Source organism: uncultured Fibrella sp. (genome assembly GCF_964250085.1).
Lineage (GTDB): Bacteria > Bacteroidota > Bacteroidia > Cytophagales > Spirosomataceae > Fibrella.
On record NZ_CAXUEC010000004.1, the window covers coordinates 564,326 to 588,075 of the forward strand.

22 protein-coding genes are annotated in these 23,750 nt (G+C 54.1%); 13 read left to right on the forward strand and 9 right to left on the reverse strand.

Translation table 11 applies throughout. The annotated features are described in order from the left end of the window. Positions 1-59 precede the first annotated feature (59 nt). The 3 genes from ACFE8Q_RS15880 to glmM all read left to right on the forward strand — a co-directional run bounded on the left by ACFE8Q_RS15880 (position 60) and on the right by glmM (position 3,339). A complete protein-coding gene (locus ACFE8Q_RS15880) occupies positions 60-656 on the forward strand; it encodes a hypothetical protein (protein WP_375446392.1) in 597 nt (198 codons plus the stop codon). Then, positions 643-1,812, forward strand: coding sequence for a hypothetical protein (locus ACFE8Q_RS15885; RefSeq protein ID WP_375446393.1), 1,170 nt, complete (start codon positions 643-645; stop codon positions 1,810-1,812). The genes ACFE8Q_RS15880 and ACFE8Q_RS15885 overlap by 14 nt, the downstream gene beginning before the upstream one ends. Before the next feature lie 111 nt (positions 1,813-1,923). Next, positions 1,924-3,339, forward strand: a complete 1,416-nt coding sequence (glmM, locus tag ACFE8Q_RS15890) for a phosphoglucosamine mutase (protein ID WP_375446394.1) — start codon at positions 1,924-1,926, stop codon at positions 3,337-3,339. Positions 3,340-3,406: 67 nt separating this feature from the next. On the opposite strand, the gene ACFE8Q_RS15895 is transcribed toward glmM, so the two are convergent. After that, positions 3,407-3,670 (reverse strand): hypothetical protein, encoded by a 264-nt coding sequence (locus ACFE8Q_RS15895; protein WP_375446395.1) that lies wholly within the window; start codon positions 3,668-3,670, stop codon positions 3,407-3,409. Positions 3,671-3,747: 77 nt separating this feature from the next. On the opposite strand from ACFE8Q_RS15895, the gene ACFE8Q_RS15900 reads away from it, so the two are divergent. The 4 genes from ACFE8Q_RS15900 to ACFE8Q_RS15915 all read left to right on the forward strand — a co-directional run bounded on the left by ACFE8Q_RS15900 (position 3,748) and on the right by ACFE8Q_RS15915 (position 6,577). After that, entirely contained in the window at positions 3,748-4,497 is a 750-nt protein-coding gene (locus ACFE8Q_RS15900) for a hypothetical protein (protein ID WP_375446396.1), read from the forward strand. Between the two features lie 116 nt (positions 4,498-4,613). Continuing rightward, positions 4,614-5,861: an exo-beta-N-acetylmuramidase NamZ domain-containing protein gene (locus ACFE8Q_RS15905; RefSeq protein ID WP_375446397.1), complete on the forward strand. Its 1,248-nt coding sequence runs from the start codon at positions 4,614-4,616 to the stop codon at positions 5,859-5,861. An 81-nt stretch (positions 5,862-5,942) separates the two neighbouring features. Further along, entirely contained in the window at positions 5,943-6,173 is a 231-nt protein-coding gene (locus ACFE8Q_RS15910) for a hypothetical protein (protein WP_375446398.1), read from the forward strand. After that, positions 6,170-6,577 carry a putative toxin-antitoxin system toxin component, PIN family gene (locus ACFE8Q_RS15915; protein ID WP_375446399.1) on the forward strand — a complete coding sequence of 136 codons (408 nt, stop codon included), beginning with the start codon at positions 6,170-6,172 and terminating at the stop codon, positions 6,575-6,577. The genes ACFE8Q_RS15910 and ACFE8Q_RS15915 overlap by 4 nt, the downstream gene beginning before the upstream one ends. Before the next feature lie 88 nt (positions 6,578-6,665). Here ACFE8Q_RS15915 and nagB read toward each other — a convergent pair whose 3' ends face one another. From nagB to ACFE8Q_RS15930, 3 genes are all read right to left on the reverse strand, one after another. Then, positions 6,666-8,612: a glucosamine-6-phosphate deaminase gene (nagB, locus tag ACFE8Q_RS15920; RefSeq protein WP_375446400.1), complete on the reverse strand. Its 1,947-nt coding sequence runs from the start codon at positions 8,610-8,612 to the stop codon at positions 6,666-6,668. A 116-nt stretch (positions 8,613-8,728) separates the two neighbouring features. Continuing rightward, positions 8,729-9,865 carry a Gfo/Idh/MocA family protein gene (locus ACFE8Q_RS15925; RefSeq protein ID WP_375446401.1) on the reverse strand — a complete coding sequence of 379 codons (1,137 nt, stop codon included), beginning with the start codon at positions 9,863-9,865 and terminating at the stop codon, positions 8,729-8,731. 120 nt (positions 9,866-9,985) lie between these two features. Then, positions 9,986-10,522, reverse strand: coding sequence for a PolC-type DNA polymerase III (locus tag ACFE8Q_RS15930; RefSeq protein WP_375446402.1), 537 nt, complete (start codon positions 10,520-10,522; stop codon positions 9,986-9,988). Between the two features lie 142 nt (positions 10,523-10,664). Here ACFE8Q_RS15930 and ACFE8Q_RS15935 point away from each other — a divergent pair, with 142 nt between their 5' ends. From ACFE8Q_RS15935 to nagA, 3 genes are all read left to right on the forward strand, one after another. Beyond that, positions 10,665-11,438: a shikimate dehydrogenase family protein gene (locus ACFE8Q_RS15935; RefSeq protein WP_375446403.1), complete on the forward strand. Its 774-nt coding sequence runs from the start codon at positions 10,665-10,667 to the stop codon at positions 11,436-11,438. Positions 11,439-11,555: 117 nt separating this feature from the next. Beyond that, positions 11,556-11,840: a putative quinol monooxygenase gene (locus tag ACFE8Q_RS15940; RefSeq protein ID WP_375446404.1), complete on the forward strand. Its 285-nt coding sequence runs from the start codon at positions 11,556-11,558 to the stop codon at positions 11,838-11,840. A 16-nt stretch (positions 11,841-11,856) separates the two neighbouring features. Continuing rightward, entirely contained in the window at positions 11,857-13,047 is a 1,191-nt protein-coding gene (nagA, locus tag ACFE8Q_RS15945) for an N-acetylglucosamine-6-phosphate deacetylase (RefSeq protein WP_375446405.1), read from the forward strand. A 55-nt stretch (positions 13,048-13,102) separates the two neighbouring features. Here nagA and ACFE8Q_RS15950 read toward each other — a convergent pair whose 3' ends face one another. Then, positions 13,103-14,056 carry an aldo/keto reductase gene (locus ACFE8Q_RS15950; RefSeq protein WP_375446406.1) on the reverse strand — a complete coding sequence of 318 codons (954 nt, stop codon included), beginning with the start codon at positions 14,054-14,056 and terminating at the stop codon, positions 13,103-13,105. Between the two features lie 122 nt (positions 14,057-14,178). Beyond that, on the reverse strand, positions 14,179-14,517 hold the full coding sequence (locus ACFE8Q_RS15955; protein WP_375446407.1) for a MerR family transcriptional regulator: 339 nt from the start codon (positions 14,515-14,517) through the stop codon (positions 14,179-14,181). Between the two features lie 179 nt (positions 14,518-14,696). Here ACFE8Q_RS15955 and alaS point away from each other — a divergent pair, with 179 nt between their 5' ends. Both alaS and ACFE8Q_RS15965 read left to right on the forward strand, forming a co-directional pair. Further along, on the forward strand, positions 14,697-17,366 hold the full coding sequence (gene alaS / locus ACFE8Q_RS15960; protein WP_375446408.1) for an alanine--tRNA ligase: 2,670 nt from the start codon (positions 14,697-14,699) through the stop codon (positions 17,364-17,366). A gap of 155 nt (positions 17,367-17,521) precedes the next feature. After that, positions 17,522-18,361, forward strand: a complete 840-nt coding sequence (locus ACFE8Q_RS15965) for a hypothetical protein (RefSeq protein ID WP_375446409.1) — start codon at positions 17,522-17,524, stop codon at positions 18,359-18,361. 51 nt (positions 18,362-18,412) lie between these two features. On the opposite strand, the gene ACFE8Q_RS15970 is transcribed toward ACFE8Q_RS15965, so the two are convergent. Beyond that, a complete protein-coding gene (locus ACFE8Q_RS15970; protein ID WP_375446410.1) occupies positions 18,413-19,018 on the reverse strand; it encodes a 2,3-diphosphoglycerate-dependent phosphoglycerate mutase in 606 nt (201 codons plus the stop codon). A gap of 90 nt (positions 19,019-19,108) precedes the next feature. Continuing rightward, the gene (locus tag ACFE8Q_RS15975) at positions 19,109-19,531 is read right to left on the reverse strand and encodes a MarR family winged helix-turn-helix transcriptional regulator (protein WP_375446411.1); all 423 of its coding nucleotides are present in this window, start codon (positions 19,529-19,531) and stop codon (positions 19,109-19,111) included. 329 nt (positions 19,532-19,860) lie between these two features. On the opposite strand from ACFE8Q_RS15975, the gene ACFE8Q_RS15980 reads away from it, so the two are divergent. After that, on the forward strand, positions 19,861-22,272 hold the full coding sequence (locus ACFE8Q_RS15980) for an outer membrane beta-barrel protein (RefSeq protein ID WP_375446412.1): 2,412 nt from the start codon (positions 19,861-19,863) through the stop codon (positions 22,270-22,272). Positions 22,273-22,382: 110 nt separating this feature from the next. On the opposite strand, the gene ACFE8Q_RS15985 is transcribed toward ACFE8Q_RS15980, so the two are convergent. Then, complete coding sequence (locus tag ACFE8Q_RS15985) at positions 22,383-23,705, reverse strand: PQQ-dependent sugar dehydrogenase (RefSeq protein WP_375446413.1); 1,323 nt, start codon at positions 23,703-23,705, stop codon at positions 22,383-22,385. Positions 23,706-23,750 lie beyond the last annotated feature (45 nt).

Consider the following 23,750-nt stretch of genomic DNA (forward strand, 5'->3'; position numbering starts at 1 on the left):
TGCTCAGGCAGCGTAGCCCTTTCACTCTTTCACTCTCTGTCTCTTTCACTCATTAACACATGTCCCTCGAAAAATTCATCCGCGATAACCGCGACGCCTTTGAGCAAGACGGTCCCTCGGCTGGGTTGTGGGAGCGAATTGCTGACCAACTGCCCGACCAGCCCGTTTCTGAAAAAACGACTACGCCGTTCAAGGCTGTTCACCGGCAACCTACCCGGTCTGAAGATACCCGGTATGGACGTACCTGGACCCGCTCCTACTGGACCTGGGCAGCCTCTATTGCCCTGCTCCTGCTGGCCGGTAGCCTGTGGTGGATCAACGACCGCTACGCCCCAACCCGCCAGGCCGATGTGGTAGCCTTCAGCCCGACTTATGCCAAAGAAGTAGCCCAGTATGCCAGCCTGATCGACGCCAAACGGTCGGAATTAAAGCAGTTGACTGAAAGTAACCCGGCGTTGTACGGCGATTTTGCACAGGACCTTAACCGGCTGGAAGCCAGCTATAAAGGTTTGAAAAAAGAGCTACCCAATACGCCCAACCAGGAAGTACTGATTCAGGCAATGATTCAGAATCTGCAACTTCAGATCGATCTCCTGAACGAACAATTGCGTGTTATTCAACGCATTAAACAACAAACCACAAATGAACCTGTTTAATCCATACATCGTGCTCGTCGCTGCCTGCCTCTGGGCGGCCAGTGCCGTCGCCCAATCGCCCGACGAGCAGCCGGCCACCGTAGCACAAACCGCGCCCCAACCAGCCCGCGTAATGGCCCCGCAGGCCCTCTTCGAGTTACAGGAAGAAACCGACGACCGGACGGAAATGCATCGCACCATCGTGAAATCATTTACGGTCGATGCTAAAGATGCCCTATCGATCGATAACCGCTTCGGCGACGTGAACGTATCGCTCTGGGACCGCAACGAAATGCGCGTCGAGATCGCCATTACGTCTTCGTCACAAAGTGCCGATCGGGCCCGGCAGGCACTCAACGCCGTGAGCCTCGACGAGCGGCGCGATGGCGAGACGTACCTGTTCAAAACCGTAATTGCGGCGGGTTTCGAGGGCGGTTGGAAGAAAGGGGACCGGCGTAATTTCCTGCGGGTCGACTACCGGATCTCGATGCCCAAGAATAATAAACTGGCCATCAAAAATAGCTTTGGCAACACTATCATCCCCGATTTCTGGGCACCGCTTTCGGTCGAATCCAGTTTCGGCAACGTGTACGGAGCAACACTCAACAACCTGACCACCAAGATCAAAGCCTCGTTTGGCAACGTATCTATTCGTGATGTGCAGCATGGCAACGTGGTTATGTCATTCGGCGACGTCGACATAAACTCCGGCAATGTGCTGTCTATTCAGCAGACGTATGGCAAACTCAATATCGGCGAAACAAACAAGGTCGATGCGCGCACCAGCTATACCGATGCACTGATCGGATCGGTACGGCAGTCGGGGAAATTCAAGATGAACTACGCCAAGCAGTTCCGCGTGGAGCGAATTGGCGCGTCGGCCGAAAAGATCGACGTAGAAGCCAGCTATTCAACCGTAGCTCTGCCGATGCAATCGACGCCCAACTGTGATTTCGACGTGACCGTCACGCATGGTGGCTTCACCTACCCTACCCTGCCCAACCTGCAACTACTGGCTCAGCCGGGTCCGCCCCCGCCGCCCCCGCTTACGGGCGTCTCGATAACGTCGCCCGCCCGGTCGGGCCGTGTTCGGCAGTATGTCGGAAAAGTGGGTACCGGCGAAGGGCCGAGCATTAAAGTAGTGGCCACTTACGGCGACGTTCGATTCAATAAATAGTTTGCCTTTACGGATGAACGGATAGGGTTTCGTGCCGGGTCAATTTATCTTTGTAGCAGACGAAGGTTGTTTACGTAAACAACCTTCAAACTGTTTACCAGACCCAATCACGTGGCTTTAATTAAATCGATCTCGGGCATCCGGGGAACCATTGGCGGGCGTTCAGGCGAAGGCCTCACCCCCCTCGATGTAGTGAAATTTACGGCGGCTTTCGGGCAGTGGCTCCTGTCGCAGCAAACCGACAAAAAAGGGCCGCATACCGTAGTTATCGGCCGCGACGGACGCCTGTCGGGCTCGATGGTTTCGCAACTGGTGGCGGCCACTCTACAGGGTCTGGGCATCGACGTGCTGGACCTTGGCCTGTCGACAACACCGACGGTTGAACTGGCTGTTCCGGGCTCGAACGCCATTGGCGGCATCATTCTCACCGCCAGCCATAATCCCGCCCAGTGGAATGCCCTCAAACTACTAAACGAAACCGGTGAGTTTATCTCCGGCGACGACGGCAACGCGGTGCTCGAACTAGCCGACAGTGAGGCGTTTACCTTCGCTGAAGTAAAGAAACTGGGGCAATACCGCACAGACAATACCTGGCTTCAGAAACACGTAGACGCTGTATTGGCCCTGCCACTGGTTGACCGGGAAGCCATCGCCAAACGTAATTTCCGCGTCGTAGTCGACGCCGTGAACTCCACAGGCGGGCTGGTGGTACCGATGCTGCTGGAAGCCCTGGGCGTTGAACACATCACCAAAATCCATTGCGAACCAACCGGCCATTTTGCGCACAACCCGGAGCCACTACCCGAAAACCTGACCGACATTATCAATATTGCCAAACGGGATAACCAGGACCTGGGCATCGTGGTTGACCCCGATGTCGATCGCCTCGCGCTGATCTGCGAGGATGGTTCGCCTTTTGGCGAAGAATACACGCTGGTGGCCGTGGCCGATTATGTGCTGAAGAACGGTGCGGAGGGAGCCTCTAAAAATACGGTGTCTAACCTGTCGAGCACGGTAGCCCTGCGCGACGTAACGCAGAAACACGGCGGGCAGCATTTTGCTTCGGCCGTGGGCGAAGTAAACGTTGTGGAGATGATGAAGGCGCAGGGTGCGCTGATCGGTGGCGAAGGTAATGGCGGAATCATCTTCCCAGAACTCCATTATGGCCGCGACGCGCTGGTAGGCATCGCCCTGTTTTTGAGCCATTTAGCCCGGTTTGGTAAGTCAGCGTCGATGCTCCGCCGAACGTACCCAAGCTACTACATTTCCAAGAATAAGATCGAACTCACGCCCGATATCGACGTCGATGCCGTGCTGGAGCGCATTCGGGCCAAGTACGCCAAGAATCCGGTCAACACGATCGATGGGGTGAAGATCGAATTCGATAAAGAATGGGTTCACCTCCGCAAATCGAACACCGAGCCGATTATCCGTATCTATTCCGAGTCAGACACGCTCTCCACGGCCGATTATCTGGCCAATAAGATCATTTCCGACATTCGCGAAGTGATCGCCGATACGCTGTAATCCAGACCTTATAGGTTTAAGGAAAAGGGCTGGAACGTACCTGACGTTCCAGCCCTTTTTTTATGCTTTAGTCGGGTTTAGGCGGCGAAATCAGTAACGCGTAGATTTTACCACTACATCGAAAGACCAGCCCAATTGCCACGAGGCTAACCACCAGAACCAGCAATGATTCGAAGTTGATAATACCAAATAGTGGGTCCTCCGTTGCAGCCCGTACACTCACCTGAAGCACCACCACAACGGCAGCCACGTAGAGTAGACCGAGTGAAAGAAGTAAACCGGCCAAATTCAGCCCAATGCTGATCAGCCATTTTCTGATATGTTTCGGCATAGTAAGTAAACTACTGAATCAATAGAATTAGTTGGCCGAACATTCGGGGCCTGTATTGGTTCGTTGAGTACACAATCATGTACTCAACGAACCAATACATCATGGCTCAGGCATATCCGCAGACGATTCTGCAAAACACGCTGCAAGCATTTTCCAACACTGAAGTACAACCAGTAAACGGTGTCGGCCTGATTAAGGACTGGCAATCAGCCCTCAAAAATACGGATGGCGCGGAGGAAGTCCACCAGCAACTGACCGATCTCTATGACGAACTGCTAAATCCTGCTCCCAACACGCAGCGGGTACAGCAGTTACTCAACAACCTGGCGGCGCATACCCAACTGCTCGCCCGGAACGCCAACGCCGACATTCGCGACAACCTGAATCAACTGGCCGACTCGCTCCAGGCATTTGCGGCCAATCTGAACCCGATTGGCGATGATAGTCAGCTTGCCGAAAATCAGGACGACGACACTACGATCTACGATCTTCAGAACCCCGGCGACCGGGCATCGAAGATGTTTGTCAATACCCTCGACACGCTGGCTGGTGGCCTGGCCGTGGCAACGCCCGAAAAAGGATCGACGCTGATCGGCGACTGGATTACGGTTGTTCGCTCCGACGTAAGCACCCAGTGGATCGAAGCCCCGTTGACCCAGCTTCGCGATGCCCTCACCACGGGCGATATGCGTAGCACCGAGCGCCTGCTCCGCGACCTGGCGGGCACCACACAGGAATACGCCAACAGCAATCCGGACGGCCCGTTCAGCAAGCACCTGACCAATTTAGCCACCGCCCTGATCAGCTTCGCCGGACCGCTTTCCTGATTAATCGAGCATTGAGCGTTAAGAATGGCTCTGCCTGGGTACGTTACTCAGCGGAGCCATTATTAATTCTTGATTCGTCAAGCTAATTTGCTGTCTGAACGTACCTGACTACTTCTATGAAACGCCGTTTCGACAGCCTGCCATTTCTTCCACTTACTTTTTTACTTCTTGTCGGCATTTTTTTAGCGGCTTTTCGTTGCATAGTGCCTCCCATTCAGACGAGCGGTAAACCAGCCGCTCCAATCGTGACGGGGGCCGACCAGACAAACCTGTATGTGCCCTATCTGGCGGGCAAACGTGTGGGCATGGTCGTTAACCAGACATCCATCATTGGCAGTAAACCCAGCGTCGACAGTCTGTTGAGTCGTGGCATCAAGGTCGTGCGCATCTTCGGTCCTGAACACGGATTTCGGGGGAATGCCAGCAATGGCGCTAGAGTAGCCGACGAGGTAGATGCGAAGACCGGCGTTTCCGTTATCTCGCTGTATGGCAAAAACAATAAGCCAACCGCCGAGCAACTCGCCGACATCGACGTGCTGATTTTCGATATTCAGGACGTTGGCTGCCGCTTTTACACGTACATCAACACGCTGACCCACGTGATGGAGTCGTGCGCAGCAAGCAATAAAGAGTTGCTGATTCTGGACCGCCCCAACCCCAATGGGTACGTTGTTGACGGACCGATGCTGGAGGATCATTTGCATTCGGGCATCGGCATGCACCCGATTCCCATCACCCACGGTATGACAATGGGTGAATTTGCGCAAATGGCCAACGGCGAAGGCTGGCTCCCCAACAAAGCCAAATGCAGGTTGCGCATTGTGAAAGTGGCCAACTACGACCATGACAAGTCGTATACGCTGCCCATACTGCCTTCACCAAACCTCAACACCCAGCAGTCTATACTGCTCTACCCCAGTATCTGTTTATTTGAAGGCACCATTGTCAGTCAGGGGCGGGGTACGTATATGCCATTTACGGTGCTGGGCGCGCCCGCTCTCAAAGGAAAATATGCGTTTTCGTTTAAGCCGGTGAGCCTGAAAGGCATGAGCGAAACACCGCTGCATCAGGATATGGAGTGCTACGGTCTCGACCTGCGGAAATACGACACCGACAAGCTACGCAAATCGAAGCAGCTTAATCTTGGCTGGATGATCGAGATGTATAAAGCCTACCCCGACAAAGAACGCTTCTTCGACCGCAGCCAGAGCAAGCAAATGGGCGATATCAACAAATTGGCCGGCACCGAAAAATTCAGGCAGCAAATCATCGCCGGTACGTCCGAAGCCGACATCCGCAAAAGCTGGGAACCGGGCCTATCAACCTACAAAAAGATGCGGAAGCAGTATTTGCTGTATCCGTAACACGGACTGAATTCGTTAACTAACAACAAACGAATTATATAGATCAGCATAATGTTGGTTTCGCATAAAAGAGATAGAAATATGGTTACTCTTCCAAAATTGACCAATCTGCAATTAGAATTGTTGCAAACATTTTCCTATACACTACCCGATGAACAGTTGATCGAGGTACGTCAGCTTTTGGCAACGTATTTTTTAGATAAGGCAGATGCGGAAATGGATCGTCTCTGGCAGGAAAAAGGATGGGATGACAACATCATTGAGAAGTGGGCGAAGGGACATGACCGAGTGTCTTCTTCATCGCAACCATGAGAATAGTCGTTGACACAAACGTTCTATTAGCAGCCTTACCTAAAGCATCCCGCTTTCGGGCTATTATAAATGCGTTAGTATCTGGCAGGTTGAATCTGGTCGTTAGTACACCCATTTTGCTGGAGTATCAGGAAATTCTGACTCAGAAAACCAACGCTAGTATCGCAACCAATTTCTTAGAATTTCTTGTCACCATGCCCGGTGTCGTACACGTTGACCCATCTTTCACGTGGGAAATAATTAAAGATGATTTAGATGACAACAAATTTGTTGATGCCGGATTAATCGCTGGAGCGGACTACATTGTCACTTATGATGGACATTTTGATGTAGTTAAACATCATCCATTTCCCAAAATTGCAGTTGTTAACCCCGACGTGTTTGTTACTCTCTTACTATTGTAATCCGAAGCAACTCATTTAAAACTAAGGCACTGCCTAAATACCATATAGCATTTTAGTAGTGCCTTAGTTTTAAATGAGTTGCTTCGGATTACCCTTTCCAGCGAACGAACGCTTCCATGGCTTCGTATTCGGCAAGGCCGAGGCGGTTGTAGAGGGCGGCGGTGGCACGGTTACGCTCTTCGGCCCGTTGCCAGAACTCCCGCGAATCGGTGCCCTGATACACCACACCGTCTTTCTGCGACTGGTGTTTGAAGATACCAAGCCGCTTCTTCGTTACCTGGTCGGGCGACATGGGTACGGCCATTTCGATTTCGTGAATATCCCACTCGGCCCAGGCACCACGGTAGAGCCACACCCAGCAATCTTTCATGAAATTTTTATGGCTCATCCGCCGAACGGCCTCCAGGATGGCGTCCAGGCAGACCTTGTGCGTTCCGTGCGGATCGGCCAGGTCACCGGCGGCGTAGATCTGATGCGGCTTGATCTTCTCGATCAGGTCCATCGTGATTTTCACATCGGCTTCGCTGAGCGGTTTTTTTTCCACTTTACCCGTTTCGTAGAACGGCAGGTTCATAAAGTGCGCGTTTTCGACGGGAATACCCACAAACCGGCAGGTCGACTTCGCCTCGCCCATGCGGATGAGTCCCTTCACTTGACGAACTTCGTCGGTGTCCATTTCCGAATCTTTCTTGCTGCGCAAAGAAGCCGCGGCATCCTGGAAAATTCGGGTAGCGTCGGGGCTTTTTATGCCAAAACGGGTGTTGAAGTCGACCACGTAATCGGCAAAACGCAGGGCTTCGTCGTCGGCTACGGCAATGTTACCGGACGTTTGATAACCTACATGTACTTCGTGACCCTGATCGACCAACCGCTGGAACGTGCCGCCCATCGAGATAATATCATCGTCGGGGTGCGGGCTGAACAGCAGACAGCGTTTCTGGGCTGGCAGTGCACGTTCGGGCCGGTTGGTATCGTCGGCGTTAGGCTTGCCACCGGGCCAGCCCGTAATAGTATGCTGTAACTGGTTGAATACGTCGATGTTAATATCATACGCCTGCCCGTATTGGGCCAGCAGATCACTCACGCCGTTATCGTTGTAATCGCGGTCGGTCAGTTTCAATATGGGTTTTTGCAGCAGTAACGACAGGTACGTTACTGCCTTCTTCTTCATTGGATTGTCCCACAACACCGAGTCGACAAGCCAGGGCGTTTTCATCCGCGTTAGCTCCGACGCCGCTGCCGTGTCGATGACGAACAGCGCATTGGGGTGCGTTTGCAGGTACGACGCCGGGTTAGTCTCCGTTACAGTGCCTTCTACAGCTCCGCGAATAACGGGCGCTTTGCGTTCGCCCCAGGCCAGCAACACCACCCGTTTAGCGCCCAGAATACTGGCAATGCCCATCGTGATGGCCTTGCGCGGCGTGCGCGACAAACCACCAAAATCAACCGAAGCCGCCGCCCGCGTCGAGTGGTCGAGCATCATCAGGCGGGTGTGCGAGTTGATGAGCGAACCGGGTTCGTTGAAACCGATATGGCCGTTGCCACCGATGCCCAGCAGTTGAAAATCCAGCCCGCCAGCTTCGGCAATCTGCTGATCATACTGCTTGGCAAACTCGGCTACTTTGTCGGCGCGTAATGTGCCGTCAGGTACGTAGTAGTTGCCTTGCGGAATGTCGACGTGATCGAACAACTGCTCGCGCATGAACCGCCAGTAGCTCTGCAACGAGTCGGGTTCCATGGGAAAGTATTCGTCGAGGTTGAACGATACGACGTTTCGGAAACTCAGCCCCTCTTCCCGATGCATCCGAATCAATTCGGCGTAGACCGTCTTGGGCGACGATCCGGTGGCCAGCCCCAGAATACAGGGTTGCCCTTCGCTTTGTTTCTGACGAATCAGGTCAGCAATTTCATGCGCTACGGCCCGAGAAGCAGCCTTCGCATCGGCATAAATGTGAGTTGGAATTTTCTCGTAAGTAATGGCTGACTGAACAGGGCCACTAAACGCGGCGTCAGGTGAGACAGGTTCTGCAAGCATACGTTGACCAGCAATTAGGATGGAGCAGCAAAGGTAGAAATCAGTAAACAGTTATCAATTAACAATTAACAATGATACCGCCACGAAACGTACCTGCGCGGTACCATCGATTATTGTTAATTGTTAATTGACAACTGTTTCCGCGCCATCTGGTCGGCCACGAAAGCTGTTTCCAGGCTTGACAGGCCGTTTTCTTCAGCGATGATCCGGTGTACGCCAGGGTCAAGCAGGGCCGCTAGCTGGTCGCGGAACATGAGGCGGAGCAGTTCGCTGTAGCGGTGTTGTTTCTCGACCTCAAAGCCGAATCTGAGTTCAATTTGCTGGTAGGCGTTGAAGGTTTTGTGTCGGCCACCGATGGGTTTGGTAGGGTCGATATTGGCCGTGACGTTGAGTTGAGCAGCCGGAAACAGGTCTGTCAGGGCCTTTGTAGTGACTTCGCTGGCTACGCAGCGGAGCACCATTCGCGTAGGCACCCACTCGTAAAGTGTAATATCACCCCGCTCAAAAACGAGCCGCATCTCCTGCCGGTCCATACGCCCCGTTTGGGTAAAACCGTGGTAAAAATTAACGAATTGATAACCCGTTTCCTGGGTACCATATTTCACTGTAGCCTGCACCTGATCTTCTATCTCATCGCTATCAGGCCGTTTCGAGAGTTGAGCTGCTACCACTTCGCCTTCGCCTAACCAACCCGCAAACAGGTCGAAAAAGTGAACGGCGTGCTCGATGAAAATGCCCCCCGATTTGGTGCGATCCCAGAACCAGTGCTGCGGACTAAGTCCCTCATCACCAGCGTAATTTTCAAAATACCCGTGCAGAAAGTCGCCCAGTAACTTGTCATCGATCAGTTTTTTTACCCGTGCAAACAAGGGGTTGTACCGTTGCATGAGGTTTGTAACCATCAACAGCCCTTTCTCCTTTGCTTTAGCCAGCATCTGCCGCCCTTCGTCGGGGTTCATCGCCAGCGGTTTTTCGCAGATAACGTGTTTACCGGCGTCGAGCGCCAGCATGGCCTGTTCGAAATGAAGAAATGGGGGCGTGGCGATGTAGACAATATCAACGTCGGGGTGCTGTACCAGTTCCTCTAGCGTAGCGAGTTGTTCGGCACCAAACCGTTCGGCGGTTCGGATGGCCTCTTCGCGCTTCGACCCGGCAATGGCGACCAGCCGGGTGTTGGGGTGCTGTAAAAATTGCTGAACGGCAAACAGGCCAAATCCGCCCATGCCAATCACGCCGATTCCAAGTTGTTTCATAACAGACAGGTTGTATGTCTATCTAACCCGAAACGGCGGGGGGCTGTTTAGTCTTTTGTCCTTAGTCTTCTGTTGCGCTGCTCAGGTACGTATCGTGCAAGAGCAGCGCAACAGAAGACACTAAACGATCATCGCCGGTTTGGGCCGGGGAATATGGCCGTAGCGGTCGTTGCGGAGGAGCATCTCGAATAATTTCACGGTCGCGGCGGCATCACCATACGCCCGGTGACGACCCTGAAGCGGAATATCGAGCGACCGGCACAGTTTGCCGAGGCTGTACGATGGCTGACCGGGAATGAGCTTTCGACTCAGCCGCACCGTGCAGAGCGTACGACGCAGGAATTCACGGTCAAGCCAGTTCATCTCTTTTTGCAGAAAACCGAAATCGAACGATACGTTATGGGCCACAAAAATAGCCCCTTCGGTAATCTCGTGGACCCGGTCGGCCACCATATCGAACGTGGGGGCGTTGGCCACCATGTCGTCGGTGATGCGGGTTAACTGGCTGATAAATGGCGGAATAGCATGGCCCGGATTGAGCAACGTCTGGAACTCGTCGACGATTCGATGCCCGTCGTGACGAATCAGGGCTATTTCGGTTAGGCGGGAGGGGCCTTTTACACCCCCGGTCGTTTCAACGTCGACGATACAATACACGTAAAAGAGGCGTGGTTGGTAACAGGCCACCAGCAGGCCGAATGGTTTATTAAAGATAGATGTACGGGGGCAATCTAACAAACTCTGATGACGGAACGGTCATTCACCACCGCTAATCATCATTGCCATTACCTTTGCGGCTATGACACGCTACGGACTCATCGGGCATCCGCTCACTCATTCGTTCTCCCAGACCTACTTCACCGAGAAGTTTGCCCGCGAAGGTATTACAAATGCCCGCTACGATTTGTTCGATATGCCTGATGTTCAGACCGAATTGCCGGATTTATTGCGTCTTTCCGGCCTGCGTGGCCTAAACGTGACGATTCCCCACAAGACCAACGTCCTCCCATTCCTCGACCGGCTCGATGCCTCTGCCCAAAAAGTGGGGGCCGTCAATGTGATCCGGCTGGAAGACGACGGCACCAAAACCGGTTTCAATTCAGACTATTACGGCTTCCGGCAGTCACTCACCGATTGGGTGGGCGGAACCGTCCGCGAACAGTCCGACGACCCGGATGTGTTATCGATCCTACCGGCCAATGCCCTTATTCTGGGTACGGGCGGCGCATCGAAAGCGGTCATTGCCGCCTTGCATGACCTGGGAATCGCCTACAAACTGGTGTCCCGGACCAAATCGGTCCACGGCCTTACCTACGCCGACGTACCCAGCGTGATTGCTGACTATCAACTCATTGTCAACTGCTCGCCGGTAGGTACGTACCCCAAAGCAGACGCCGCACCCGACCTGCCTTATGCGCAGTTGACCTCGCAGCACTGGCTCTATGATCTGGTTTATAATCCCGCCGAAACCGAATTTATGCGCCGGGGCAGGCAGCAGGGGGCGGCCGTCATGAACGGCTACCAGATGCTGGTTCTTCAGGCCGAAAAAGCCTGGGAGATCTGGCAGGGGTAGAAAAAAAGAAGTTTGCCGTTTTCTGTTGCGCTGCTGACCACCGGCAACGTACCTGAGCACGGTCCGACAAATCGGCGCAACAGAAGACAGTAAACAGAAAACTGTAAACTCAAAAATATGTCTCTTCTCGTATTTGCTACCATTACCGCCAAACCTGGTTTGGGTGCCGACCTTAAAGCCGCTTTTCTTGGCCTCATTCCACAGGTACGTGCCGAAGCGGCCTGCCAGCTCTACGAATTGTATGAAAGCACGGAACACCCCGACCAGTTTATCATGCACGAACGCTGGGACGATGAAGCCGGCCTGGCCGCACACGCCAGCATGCCCCATATGGACGCTTTCAAGCAGGAGTTTGGCGGCCTGATGGCTGGTCCGGCCGAATTAACCAGCGTACACCAGTAAGTTTTCTCAACGCTACATGCTATTCATCAACGCCACCGTTTTCACCGGCGATACGCTGCTGCCGCACACCAGCGTGCGGGTCGAGAACGGCCTCATCAACGAAATTGGCCCCGATCTGACGGTCAGCGGCGAATCGGAGGTAATTGACCTACAGGACGATTACCTGGTGCCGGGCCTGATCGACCTACAACTCTACGGCGGGGCCACGGAATTTCTGAACGCCGCGCCTTCGCCCGACACAGTTCGGCATATCTGGAAAAGTCACGCCCTGAATGGCACCACAACCCTGCTGCCAACGCTGCATTCAACGCACCTGGCCGAGATGCAACAGGCCGTGTCGGCGGTGCGCATTGTGCGCGACGAGATGCCGCTGAACGTACCCGGCATTCACCTCGAAGGACCGTATTTCAATCCCGTAAAGCGCGGTGCCCACCGTGCCAACTACGTACGGGTGCCGGCCGAAGGTGAGCTGGAAACGTTGTTCAGCCACCACGCCGATGCGGTCAGCATCCTGACGCTGGCCCCCGAAATACTGGCGCCCGACCAACTGAGCATGCTGTACGGACTGGCCAGGGCATCAGGTACGTTGCTGTCGCTGGGGCATAGCAACGCTACCTACCAGCAGGCGATGGCGGCGTTTGGCACTGGTTCCGAAACAGATCGATGCCTCCTGGCAACGCATCTGTACAACGCCATGCGTGGATTCGAAAGCCGCGAACCGGGCACAGTAGGGGCCATTTTCGATCACCCAACGGTGATCAGCAGCATCGTCACCGACGGCTACCACTGCGCGCCCGCTGCCATCCGGCTCGCCCACCGCCTGCTCGGTCCTGACCGGCTCTTCCTGATTTCCGACGCCCTGTTTGCCAATCCGCCACGCGCCAGTTTTACGCTCGAAACCTTCGTGGTGCATTTCGAGCCCGGCACTGGCGAACCCGGCTCACCACTTCATGGCAGGTACGTCAATGAGCAGGGCACACTTGCCGGAACGGCCATTACCGTGCTGGATTGCGTCCGGTTCTGCGTGCAGGAAGTTGGGCTACCGCTGGTCGATGCGCTGCGCATGGCTACCGTTACCCCCGCCACCGTTGTTGGCCTGGCCGACCAGATCGGCCACATTGCTCCCGGGTACGTTGCCAATCTGGTCCACCTGGATCAGCGGCTGCAGAAAAAAACCGTTTGGGTAGCTGGCAACGTGTTGAATTAACTCTTTAGCATTAGTTACTCGCTGACGCCGTAACTGGCGTCAGCGAGTAACTGGCTTATTCGTCGGCACTGACCGTAGTCAGTTTGCTGATGGCCGACTCGTCTAGGGTCAGTTCAGCCGCTTTGGCCAGATCGTGCAACTGCTCAACGCTGGTTGCACTGGCAATAGGGGCCGTAATGCCCCGATGGGCCATGAGCCAGGCCAGCGAAATTTGCGCTGGTGTTGCTCCATACTGTTCCGCCACTTCGTCGAGTGCGTTCAGGATACGGAAACCCCGGTCAGTCAGGTATTTCCTGATTCCCTGTCCACGAGGGCTCTTCGACAAATCCGCTTCCGACCGGTATTTGCCCGTCAGAAATCCGCTGGCGAGCGAATAATAGTTCAGAACGCCAAGCCCATACTGCACCACAAGCGGTTCGTAACCTTGCTCGTATGTCTGGCGGTCATACAGGTTATACTCAGGTTGTAGGCTCTGGTAGGCCGGGTAGCCTTGTTTGGCGCTGATCTCCATCGACTCTTTCAGCCGCTCTGGCGTGAAATTCGACGCACCGATAAACCGCACTTTACCCGCTTTTATCAGGTGACCAAATGCGTCCAGTGTTTCCTCAATAGGCGTAGCCGGGTCGTCGTAATGCGATTGATACAAGTCAATATAATCGGTTTGCAACCGCCGGAGCGACTCATCGACGGCCCGCTCGATATACCCTTTCGACAGCCCTTTCTTATCCGGTGCCATTTCGGCCCCCAATTTTGTGGCAAGTACGACCGCCTCGCGTTTTCCGCTCTTTTTCAGCCAGTTGCCAATTATTGTTTCCGACTCGCCACCCTTATTGCCCGGCACCCAGCGCGAATACACATCGGCTGTGTCGATAAGGTTGAAGCCAGCAGCCACAAAGGCATCCAGCAAGTGAAAGGAGGTTGGTTCGTCGGCGGTCCAGCCGAATACATTACCGCCAAAAGCGAGCGGAGCTACCGACAGCGATGAACTGCCAATGGTGCGTTTTTCCATAACGATGTTGTTCACCGACAGCACAACGAATAGGCTGTCCGTTGTCAAAACGCCTGGACAAGCGAACAGTTTAGAGAAAATGGATTACGACCAGTCTAACAGGCTGGACCATGCCGTTTACCTTAATCGCTGTCGGCCTCTATTTTATCCCGCAGTTCTACCATAAACTGCCGGATTTCGCGGAGCTTCTCGATCATCTTCGCCGTATCGGTCTGGGCGGTTTGTTTTTTATTCAGGTACTCGCGGGCTCCCTGTAGCTTAAACCCTTTATTCTCGACTAAATCAAGGATTTCCCGCAGATGGTCGACCTCGGCTTTGGTGTATACCCGATCGCCGGACCGGTTTTTTTTGGGGCTGAGCGTAGGGAATTCCTTCTCGTAATACCGTAGCTTCGATATGTTCACATTGAACAGATCGGCCACTTCCCGAATGCTGTAATACCGCTTTTCGCCCGATTCCATACTGGTGTTACGCTGTGATGTAAAGACTGATGTGTACCGAAAGTGCCAACCCAACGGCGAAAATAACGTAAATTTGTGGCCTTAACCTCACCGAGACGTCGGACCGCCCCATCCCATCTTCTTCACAAAGAGGGGGGGCCAGGGCGGTCCGACGTCTCGGTGATGGAAACAACAACAACATGACTTCCCCCGAAATACGCCGCCAGTTTCTGGATTTCTTCCGCTCAAAGCAACATTTGATTGTGGCTTCAGCGCCGCTCGTTGCCAAAAACGACCCTACCCTGATGTTTAACAACTCGGGCATGGCTCAGTTTAAAGATTTCTTTCTCGGAAACGGTACGCCCCCCGCCAAACGTGTAGCCGATACGCAGAAATGCCTGCGCGTGTCGGGAAAACACAATGACCTTGAGGATGTTGGCTTCGACACGTATCACCACACGATGTTCGAGATGCTGGGCAACTGGTCGTTCGGCGATTACTTCAAAAAGGACGCGCTCGAATGGTCGTGGGAGTTATTGACACAGGTCTACAAACTACCGAAAGATCGCATCTACGTATCCGTTTTTCAGGGCGACTCGACAGACGGCGTACCCTTTGATCAGGAATCGTGGGACCTCTGGAAAGGTATCATCGGCGATGAGAACCGCATCATTCTGGGCAACAAGAAGGATAACTTCTGGGAAATGGGCGAAACCGGCCCGTGCGGTCCCTGCTCGGAAATTCACATCGACCTGCGCTCACCGGACGAAGTAGCCCTGAAATCGGGTAAAGAACTGGTCAACGCTGATCATCCGCAGGTTGTTGAGATCTGGAATAACGTATTCATGCAGTTCAACCGGAAAGCCGACGGCTCACTGGAAGAACTGCCCGCCCGCCACGTCGATACCGGCATGGGTTTCGAGCGGTTGTGCATGGCCATTCAGGGCAAACAGTCGAACTACGATACCGATGTGTTCTCGGGCACGATCAACCTGATCGAGCAACTGTCGGGACGTACCTACACGGGCAAGATGGAAAAGAGCGATGTGGCGATGCGCGTGATTGCCGACCACATCCGGGCCGTATCGTTTGCCATTGGCGACGGGCTGGTGCCAAGCAACGCCAAAGCTGGGTACGTTATCCGCCGTATTCTGCGCCGCGCCATCCGCTACGGCTATTCGTACCTGGGTTTCACCGAGCCGTTCATGACCAAGCTAGTGCCCCTTCTGGCCGATCAGTTTGCCGACGTGTTCCCCGAACTGAAAGCCCAGCAGGATTTCGTGGCTACGGTTATTCGGGAAGAGGAAGTATCGTTCCTGCGCACGCTGGGCACCGGCCTGACGCGCCTCGATCAGATCATCGACCAGCTTGGCGACGCTAAAACGATCGCTGGCGAAATCGTTTTTGAACTGAACGATACGTTCGGTTTCCCCGCTGACCTTACCGCCCTGATCGCTCGCGAAAAAGGGTTGGAGATCGACGAAGCTGGTTTCCAGAAAGCGTTGCAGGAGCAGAAACAACGCTCCCGCAAAGATGCCTCGTCATTAACCGGCGACTGGATTGAACTGCAGGATGTTGACAAGATCGAGTTCGTTGGCTACGACGAAACCGAGGCCTACGCCCAGGTGGTGAAATACCGCCGCGTGCAGAACAAGCAGGGAACGCAGGTGCAGATCGTACTCGATCGCACACCATTCTATGCCGAATCGGGCGGGCAGATTGGCGACACCGGTACGCTGGAACTGTTTCAGGCCAACGTACCCAAGGCCACATTGCGTGTACTGGATACCCGCAAGGAGAACGACCTAAGCATTCACCTCGTGGCCGATCGCCCCGACATGGATGACCTGTTGCAATCGGCTGATCTGGTATTCGCCAAAATCGATACGCACCGCCGCGAACTGACCGAAGACAACCACTCGGCTACGCACCTGCTGCACTCGGCCCTACGCGAGGTGTTGGGTACGCACGTGGCGCAGAAAGGCTCCTATGTTGGTCCCGATGCGCTCCGCTTCGACTTCAGCCACTTCGGCAAATTAACCGACGAGGAAATCAGCCGCGTGGAAACGATCGTCAACGAGAAGATCCGCCAGAATATTCCGCTCGACGAAAAACGGAACGTACCCATCGAGCAGGCGAAGGCACTTGGTGCCACGGCCCTGTTCGGCGAGAAATATGGCGATTTCGTTCGCGTCATCACCTTCGACCCCAACTATTCGGTTGAACTCTGCGGCGGTACCCATGTACCGGCCACGGGTCAGATCGGCCTGTTCAAACTAACGTCGGAAGGCTCGGTATCAACCGGTATCCGCCGGATTGAGGCCAAAACATCAGAAGGGGCACTGGCCTTGCTGAATGAGCAGGAAGCGACCATCAATGAGTTGAGGGAACTGCTGAAAGCGCCGAAAGACCGGTCCGCCGGTGCGGTGGTGAAAGCCGTGCAGTCGATTCTGGATGAACGCAACGCCCTGTTGAAAAAAGTGGAGGCGTTGGAAAACGAAAAAGTACAGCAGATCAAGGAAGATCTACTGGGTAAGGTACTGACGGTTAATGGGCACAGCGTTATTGTTGAACGCGTGAACGTACCCAACGCCGACGCGCTGAAGCAACTGGCCTACGACCTGAAAGCGAAAGTAGACAACCTGGCCGTAGTGCTCGGTGCCGACATTAACGGCAAACCGCAACTCGCCGTGATGCTGCCCGACAGCCTCATCAGCGGTCGCGGCCTCAATGCCGGACAGGTAATCAAAGACCTCGCCAAGAACATCAAAGGCGGCGGCGGCGGGCAGCCGTTCTTCGCCACCGCCGGTGGCTCCGACGCCGCCGGCCTCGACGCCGCCCTGGCGCAAGGCCGCGCGTTACTGGGGTAAAGCGTTTAATTCCATTCTTAAACCTGCAAGGTCTTCGGAGACCTTGCAGGTTTTTTTGTTTCATTCCCTTTCAATAATTATCCCATAGTCCATAAGCATAGTGGAGTAACTAGTTGTTACCTATATATTTATAGCACTAAACTCAACTTACGACGATGACGACTGGAATACGTATCAAACAAGTAGCGGGCTGCCTTCTTCTGATGGGGCTAGCCGCCTGCCAGCCCGATTTTGTCGCGGTAAAGTCAACGATTCCAGACGTGTTGGACGTACCCGTGACAACAGTAAATTATCGGATTAAACGAAAAACGACGACGGGTAATTGCTACACGAATAAATCGACGGACTACGAATACATTAAAGACCAGCTAGTTGCCCGGGCAGTGGTAACGGGTTCAGATAAAGGTGCCGGCCCGCCGATTACGCTCTATACCTATGATGCCAACGGGCGGTTAGCCACCAGTACCGACCAGTTGCCAGTACCAGCCGCCGACGGAGTTTCTGCCTATGCAACGGCCTATAACTATAGTGGGGCTACTACCGAGGTACGTACAGATGTTATTCGGGGTGGGAAAGTCGACAACACCAATTACAATTTGCCGCTTACCCGATACACAACCGATAATGGCAATACAGTAGCCGCCACTGAAGAATACAACGAACAGAATGGCCGTCTGACGAAGCAGTTGTACACCTATACCTATGCCAACGGTAATCTGACCAGCATGACCGTTTTCACGAAAAACGGCACGGAAAAAGCAACTGAGTTCACGTACACGTATGACACCAACCCCAATCCGTTCAACGGACGTGGACTACCGGTGCCAAGCTACCTGAATGGCCGCAATAACGTGGTCAGCATTACCACCAAGTCTGGCAATGACCCTAGACTGTACGTCAACACGATTCAGTATACGTACAACGAGAAAGGGTATCCCATTACAATGCTCGACGGCAATGGGTGTTCAGCCCAATACGACTACGAATCGTACTGAAGACGGGTAATTAACCGGCCGGTTGCTGGTATATCTGTAGCCTGACTGAACTTACTTCTCCAACAGTTGGAACGTACCCGACTGGCTATCAAATGTGTATTGACGGGGGACACCCGTGGCCAGTTCAACCTGTTCGATTCCTTTGGGCGTGATGCCGTCCAGCCGCATCATTAAGGCACGCAGGCTATTCCCGTGGGCAACGACCAGTACGTTCTCATTGGCGTGCAGGTGCGGCAGAATCGTTGACTCGAAGTAAGGAACGACCCGATTGTAGGTGTCGGCCAGGCTTTCGCCGCCGGGTGGCTGATCGGCATAACCGCGCCGCCAGTGAAACAGTTGTTCGGCCCCAAACTGCGCTTCGACCTCCGTTTTATTCATGCCCTGCAACTGGCCATACATCCGTTCGTTCAGCGCTGCGTTGCGCTCCAGCGGCAAATCCGTCTGGCTGATTTCCTGCAAAATAATGTCCATCGTTTCCATGGCTCGCCTGAGCACCGATGTAAACCCGATGGCAAAGCGATCCTGCTTCAACAGCGCCCCCGCCTGCCGCGCCTCATGTCGGCCAAGGTCGGTCAGCGGTGTATCGACGTTGCCCGTAAAGCGGTTTTCCAGATTCCACTGCGACTGTCCGTGGCGGACGATAACAAAGAGCGACATAGACGATGAATGATGCTGGCTATACTACCCGGCAAACGGGCGAAGTGTTCAGTTTGCAGGTACGTTGTCGCTCATTTGAGATGCCAAAACTCAGTCGCAATTGCTATCGATGAGCAGTAACGTTTGCCGCAGTTGCTCAATGGCTTCGTCGGAAATGCCAGCCAGGGCCGTTCGGCGGTTTTGCGCGATGATTGGAGAAACGGCCTGAATGAGCTGTTCGCCTTTGGGCGTAATCTGCCGATCAACTCGGCGACGGTCCTGCTTACTGGCCGACTGAATCAGCAACTCCTTCTTAACCAGCAAGTTGATGATCCGGGCAATTGATGCCTGATCTTTGAAAACAAGTTCGCCAATCTCCTGCTGGCCCAGCGTCGGCGACTCCTGAATCACGTTCAGCACCAGCCATTGATCGATGGTGATGTCTACGCCTGCCTGATCGATGTTATTCTGGGCAAACTGCCGATACCGCTTAATCGTCTTCTCAAGTGTGTAAAAAATAACCCTGTTCAGCATGGCGTATTGGCGGGTGTGAATAATACCACAAGTTTAACAGGAAATGGGGATTGCCTGCGCTGTATTACTTTTTGCTGTGTTGACACTCATTTCAGGTACGTTCGTACACCGTTCATCCCATAAAAAGGGCAATTCAGCTATATGCATGACCCTATTCAATGATATATCATATAATTTTGATCAACGAAGCAACAGACACGTTTTCTGATTACTCTTTAGCTAAACGACTAACAAGCGACCGACTTTTAAACCGATTACGCATCACTTCCTGATTTTATCGCGCTACGAAAAAGCCTATCCTTCTCCTATTCTGGTTAATCGCTCTGTGCTTGCTGGACTTGCTCAGCTACGGGCAATCGACTCACATTCAGGGTACTGTCAAGGGAGAAACTGGTCAGCCCGTCGAGGTAGCCACCGTAACCCTACACCGGGCGGCCGACTCGGTGGTGGTCAAAGCTGAGTTCTCCGATGCGGCGGGGACCTTTCAGTTTTCACTGCCAGCGGCGGGGCGTTACCGGGTGTCGGCCTCGCAGGTTGGCTACGAACGTACCTGGTCAGACGTCGTTACGGTGGCAACCGATGGCGTATCGCTGCCGATACTGGTCCTGAAACCCCGCCAGGAGACGACGCTGAACGAGGTGAAAGTGGTTGGGCAAAAGCCACTCTACGAACGCCTGGCCGACCGAACGGTGGTGAACGTGGAAGGCAGCGCACTGGCGGCGGGGAATACGTCGCTCGACATTTTATCCCGTTCGCCGGGCGTTACCATCGACAATAACGATAACCTGGCGCTGCGCGGCCGGCAAAACGTGCTGGTGCTTATCGATGGCCGTCGCCAGCCGATGAGCGGCACCGAACTGGCTGACTACCTGCGCAATCTGCCCGCCGATCAGCTAAAAAGCATCGAACTAATCACCAATCCACCCGCCAAATACGACGCGCAGGGAACAGCCGGCATCATCTCGATCAATCTTCGGAAAGACCAGCGGCTAGGTACAAACGGCACGTTACAAGCCAGTTATGGGCGTAGCCAGTACGATAAGTACACGGCTGGTATTACATTGAATAACCGGCGCAAGCTATCGTCCGTTTCTTCGATCAACCTGTTCGGCTCCTATACGTATGCCAATCGCGACGGTATTGCGCTGCTGGATATTCATCGCGATTTCTTTTCGCTCGGGGCTAATCGCCAACAGCAGTTTACGGGTAGCAGCGACCAGACCAATCGGGTGCTGGTTCAATCGACGGCGCATACGGCCAGAGCCGGTCTGGATTATGCCCTGTCGAAACAGACGGTGCTGGGCCTGGTGGTGAGTGGCCAGCAGAGCCGCACGCCCAACCAACTGGGGCTGAATCAGACGAACCTTTACAATGCCAGTGGGCAGATTAGCGATACGTATGATGCCCGCAACATCCGCAACGCTGTGGCACCCAACGGGGCCGTCAACCTCAATCTGAAGCACACCTTTGGCGAAGCAAGCGACAGTCCCGAATTAACCGCCGATGCCGACTACGCCCGCTACCGGACCAGTCGGTTGCAGGAACTAAGTACTGATTATACGTTGAGTGGCCGTTCAGGTACGTTGCTCACGGGCGATCAGCAGGGCGATTTAAGTATCCTGTCGGCCAAGGCGGATTATCTGCAACCACTGGCCAACAAGGCGCGGCTGGAAGCGGGAGCCAAGTTCAGCCGGGTATCGTCGGACAATGACGTGGTGTTTCGCATGACCGAGGGTTCCTTAACGACGATCGACCCGAACCGGACGAACCGCTTCAAATACGACGAAACGATTCTGGCCGGGTACGTTAACTGGAACCGGACGTTTGCGAAAACGAACCTGCAACTGGGCCTGCGGGCCGAGCAAACACTGGCGCGGGGGGTGCAGTCGGTGGGTGATAACAGCTTCACCCGGCAGTATGCGCAGCTTTTCCCAAGTGCCGCCATCAAACAGACGCTGAGCAAAAACCATGAGTTGAACCTGACCCTGAGCCGCCGGATCAACCGGCCATCGTATAACCAGCTCAATCCGTTCCGCATCATCATCGACCCCACCACGTCGGGCGCTGGCAATCCCAGCCTGCGGCCCGAAACCAGCTACAACCTTGAACTGACCCATACCTTTAAAGGCACCTTTAGCACGGGCCTCAGCTACAGCCGCACGTCGTTGCCCATGATTGGCGTAGTACAACCCGAAACCGACTCGACGGTTGTGTCGACTACTGTTAATCTGGATCGTCAGGATTATTTCGCCCTGACCCTGACGGCTCCGGTCCAGCCCGCCAAATGGTGGCAGGTGTACAATAACGTGGTGATTTATTACGCCCGTTTTGTGGGTAATCTGGCGGGAACAGCCCTAAACAAGGGCCGACCAGCGCTGAATATCAGCAGCAACCACACGTTTACTTTTGGCAAAGGCTGGTCGGGCGAGCTAAACGGCACGTTGCAATCGGGTGAGCAATACGGCTTTCTGCGCGTGCAACCCAACGGCCAGGTGACTATTGGTTTACAGAAAGCTGTCTGGGAACGCAAAGGAACGTTTAGATTGAACGTATCCGATCTTTTTTATACCCGGACGGTAACCGCAGTGTCGTCGTACGATAACTACGTAGAGCGTTTCTACCAGCGCCAGGACTCACGGGTGGCCACGCTTTCGTTTTCGTACCGGTTCGGCAACGATAAAGTAGCGCCAACGCGCCGACGCACCGGCGGTGCCGAAGATGAAAAGCGCCGGGCGGGGTAAAGGGAATGTCATTTCTTGTCATTCGCTACGCTGTCATGAAGTAGTCATTGGTTGTTTTCAACGCGATGACCATTTCATGACAGCGTAGCGAATGATAAGAAATGACGTTGCTATTTTGCCGCGACACGCCAGATTCGATTACCTGAATCGTCGGTGACGAGCAGCGATCCATCGGGCATGGTGAACGTACCTACGGGGCGGCCGTGTACGTCCTGACCGTCGTTTTTAGCGATGAAGCCCGTCAGAAAATCTTCGGGCTTACCCGGTTTGCCATTTGTAAAGGGAACAAAAACGACCTTGTACCCCGACAGTTCGGAGCGGTTCCACGAGCCATGCTGGCCAATAAAGGCGCCGTTCTGATATTTGGCAGGGAAAGCCTTCTGGTCGTAAAATGTAAGGCCAAGTGAAGCAGTATGCGCTCCTAACGGCACATCGGGTACAATCGCTTTTTTCACTAATTCGGGGTTTTCGCCCGCGCGGCGTGGGTCTTCGACTTGACCATAATAGCTGAAGGGCCAGCCATAAAAGCCACCTTCCTGCACGCTGGTCATATAATCGGGCACCAGCCCGTCGCCCAGTTCATCGCGCTCATTGACAGCCGCATACAATTTGTTTGTACCGGGTTGCCAATCAATACCGACCGGGTTACGCAGCCCGCTGGCATACACCCGCTCACCCGTACCATCGGGGTTGATTTCCAGAATATTAGCCCGGCGGACTTCATTGTCGATACCGTGTTCGGCTACGTTGCTGCCCGACCCAACAGATATGTAAATTTTCTTACCGTCGGGGCCAGCCAGCAGATTACGCGTCCAATGGTTGTTATAGCCACCAGCAGGTAATTTCAGGATGGTGTCGGGTTTGCTACTGGCCGAAACGGTCAGCTTCGTCTCACCGGCTTTATAGGGAAAGCGCAGTAAGGCATCGGTGTTGGCCACGTAAAAATAATTGCCCAGCACCAGCATACCGAACGGCTGATTCAGGCCAGTCAAAAACACCGACCGCTGATCGGGTTTACCGTCGCCGTTGGTATCGCGCAGGAGCGTAACACGGTTGGCACTTTCATCGAACCGCTGCGAATCGGCCTGACCGCTTACCGAGGCTACCGTCTTCTTTACGCCTTTTTTCTCCGTATTGGCCTCAGAAACAAACACATCGCCATTGGGAGCAATGTAAACCCAGCGCGGATTGATCAGATCGCGGGCATATTCGGTGACAACAAAACCGTCGGGAGCAGTAGGCGTTTGGCCGTCGGGCCAGCCAATGACTTTGCTAAATTTGGTGGCCGATTTGCTGGCGTAAGGCGCGGGTAAATCGAGTGGCCCTATGGCCGTTTCAACCTGTGCGGCTTTACCTTCGGATGCTTTTTTCTCGGCGCAGCTAGCCAGGAGCAAACTACTGGCCAGTGCCAGGCTGGAAATTCGTAAAAACATGGTTCGTTGAGCGATTATAGAGTAAACCAATAGCTGGTCTACTCG

What these genes read in the sequence shown, in the direction of transcription:
- ACFE8Q_RS15880 (WP_375446392.1), top strand. Translation starts at nt 60, where the DNA reads ATGTCCCTCGAAAAATTCATCCGCGATAACCGCGACGCCTTTGAGCAA.
- ACFE8Q_RS15885 (WP_375446393.1), top strand. Translation starts at nt 643, where the DNA reads ATGAACCTGTTTAATCCATACATCGTGCTCGTCGCTGCCTGCCTCTGG.
- ACFE8Q_RS15895 (WP_375446395.1), bottom strand. Translation starts at nt 3,670, where the DNA reads ATGCCGAAACATATCAGAAAATGGCTGATCAGCATTGGGCTGAATTTG.
- ACFE8Q_RS15900 (WP_375446396.1), top strand. Translation starts at nt 3,748, where the DNA reads ATGTACTCAACGAACCAATACATCATGGCTCAGGCATATCCGCAGACG.
- ACFE8Q_RS15905 (WP_375446397.1), top strand. Translation starts at nt 4,614, where the DNA reads ATGAAACGCCGTTTCGACAGCCTGCCATTTCTTCCACTTACTTTTTTA.
- ACFE8Q_RS15910 (WP_375446398.1), top strand. Translation starts at nt 5,943, where the DNA reads ATGGTTACTCTTCCAAAATTGACCAATCTGCAATTAGAATTGTTGCAA.
- ACFE8Q_RS15915 (WP_375446399.1), top strand. Translation starts at nt 6,170, where the DNA reads ATGAGAATAGTCGTTGACACAAACGTTCTATTAGCAGCCTTACCTAAA.
- nagB (WP_375446400.1), bottom strand. Translation starts at nt 8,612, where the DNA reads ATGCTTGCAGAACCTGTCTCACCTGACGCCGCGTTTAGTGGCCCTGTT.
- ACFE8Q_RS15925 (WP_375446401.1), bottom strand. Translation starts at nt 9,865, where the DNA reads ATGAAACAACTTGGAATCGGCGTGATTGGCATGGGCGGATTTGGCCTG.
- ACFE8Q_RS15935 (WP_375446403.1), top strand. Translation starts at nt 10,665, where the DNA reads ATGACACGCTACGGACTCATCGGGCATCCGCTCACTCATTCGTTCTCC.
- ACFE8Q_RS15940 (WP_375446404.1), top strand. Translation starts at nt 11,556, where the DNA reads ATGTCTCTTCTCGTATTTGCTACCATTACCGCCAAACCTGGTTTGGGT.
- nagA (WP_375446405.1), top strand. Translation starts at nt 11,857, where the DNA reads ATGCTATTCATCAACGCCACCGTTTTCACCGGCGATACGCTGCTGCCG.
- ACFE8Q_RS15950 (WP_375446406.1), bottom strand. Translation starts at nt 14,056, where the DNA reads ATGGAAAAACGCACCATTGGCAGTTCATCGCTGTCGGTAGCTCCGCTC.
- ACFE8Q_RS15955 (WP_375446407.1), bottom strand. Translation starts at nt 14,517, where the DNA reads ATGGAATCGGGCGAAAAGCGGTATTACAGCATTCGGGAAGTGGCCGAT.
- alaS (WP_375446408.1), top strand. Translation starts at nt 14,697, where the DNA reads ATGACTTCCCCCGAAATACGCCGCCAGTTTCTGGATTTCTTCCGCTCA.
- ACFE8Q_RS15965 (WP_375446409.1), top strand. Translation starts at nt 17,522, where the DNA reads ATGACGACTGGAATACGTATCAAACAAGTAGCGGGCTGCCTTCTTCTG.
- ACFE8Q_RS15970 (WP_375446410.1), bottom strand. Translation starts at nt 19,018, where the DNA reads ATGTCGCTCTTTGTTATCGTCCGCCACGGACAGTCGCAGTGGAATCTG.
- ACFE8Q_RS15975 (WP_375446411.1), bottom strand. Translation starts at nt 19,531, where the DNA reads ATGCTGAACAGGGTTATTTTTTACACACTTGAGAAGACGATTAAGCGG.
- ACFE8Q_RS15985 (WP_375446413.1), bottom strand. Translation starts at nt 23,705, where the DNA reads ATGTTTTTACGAATTTCCAGCCTGGCACTGGCCAGTAGTTTGCTCCTG.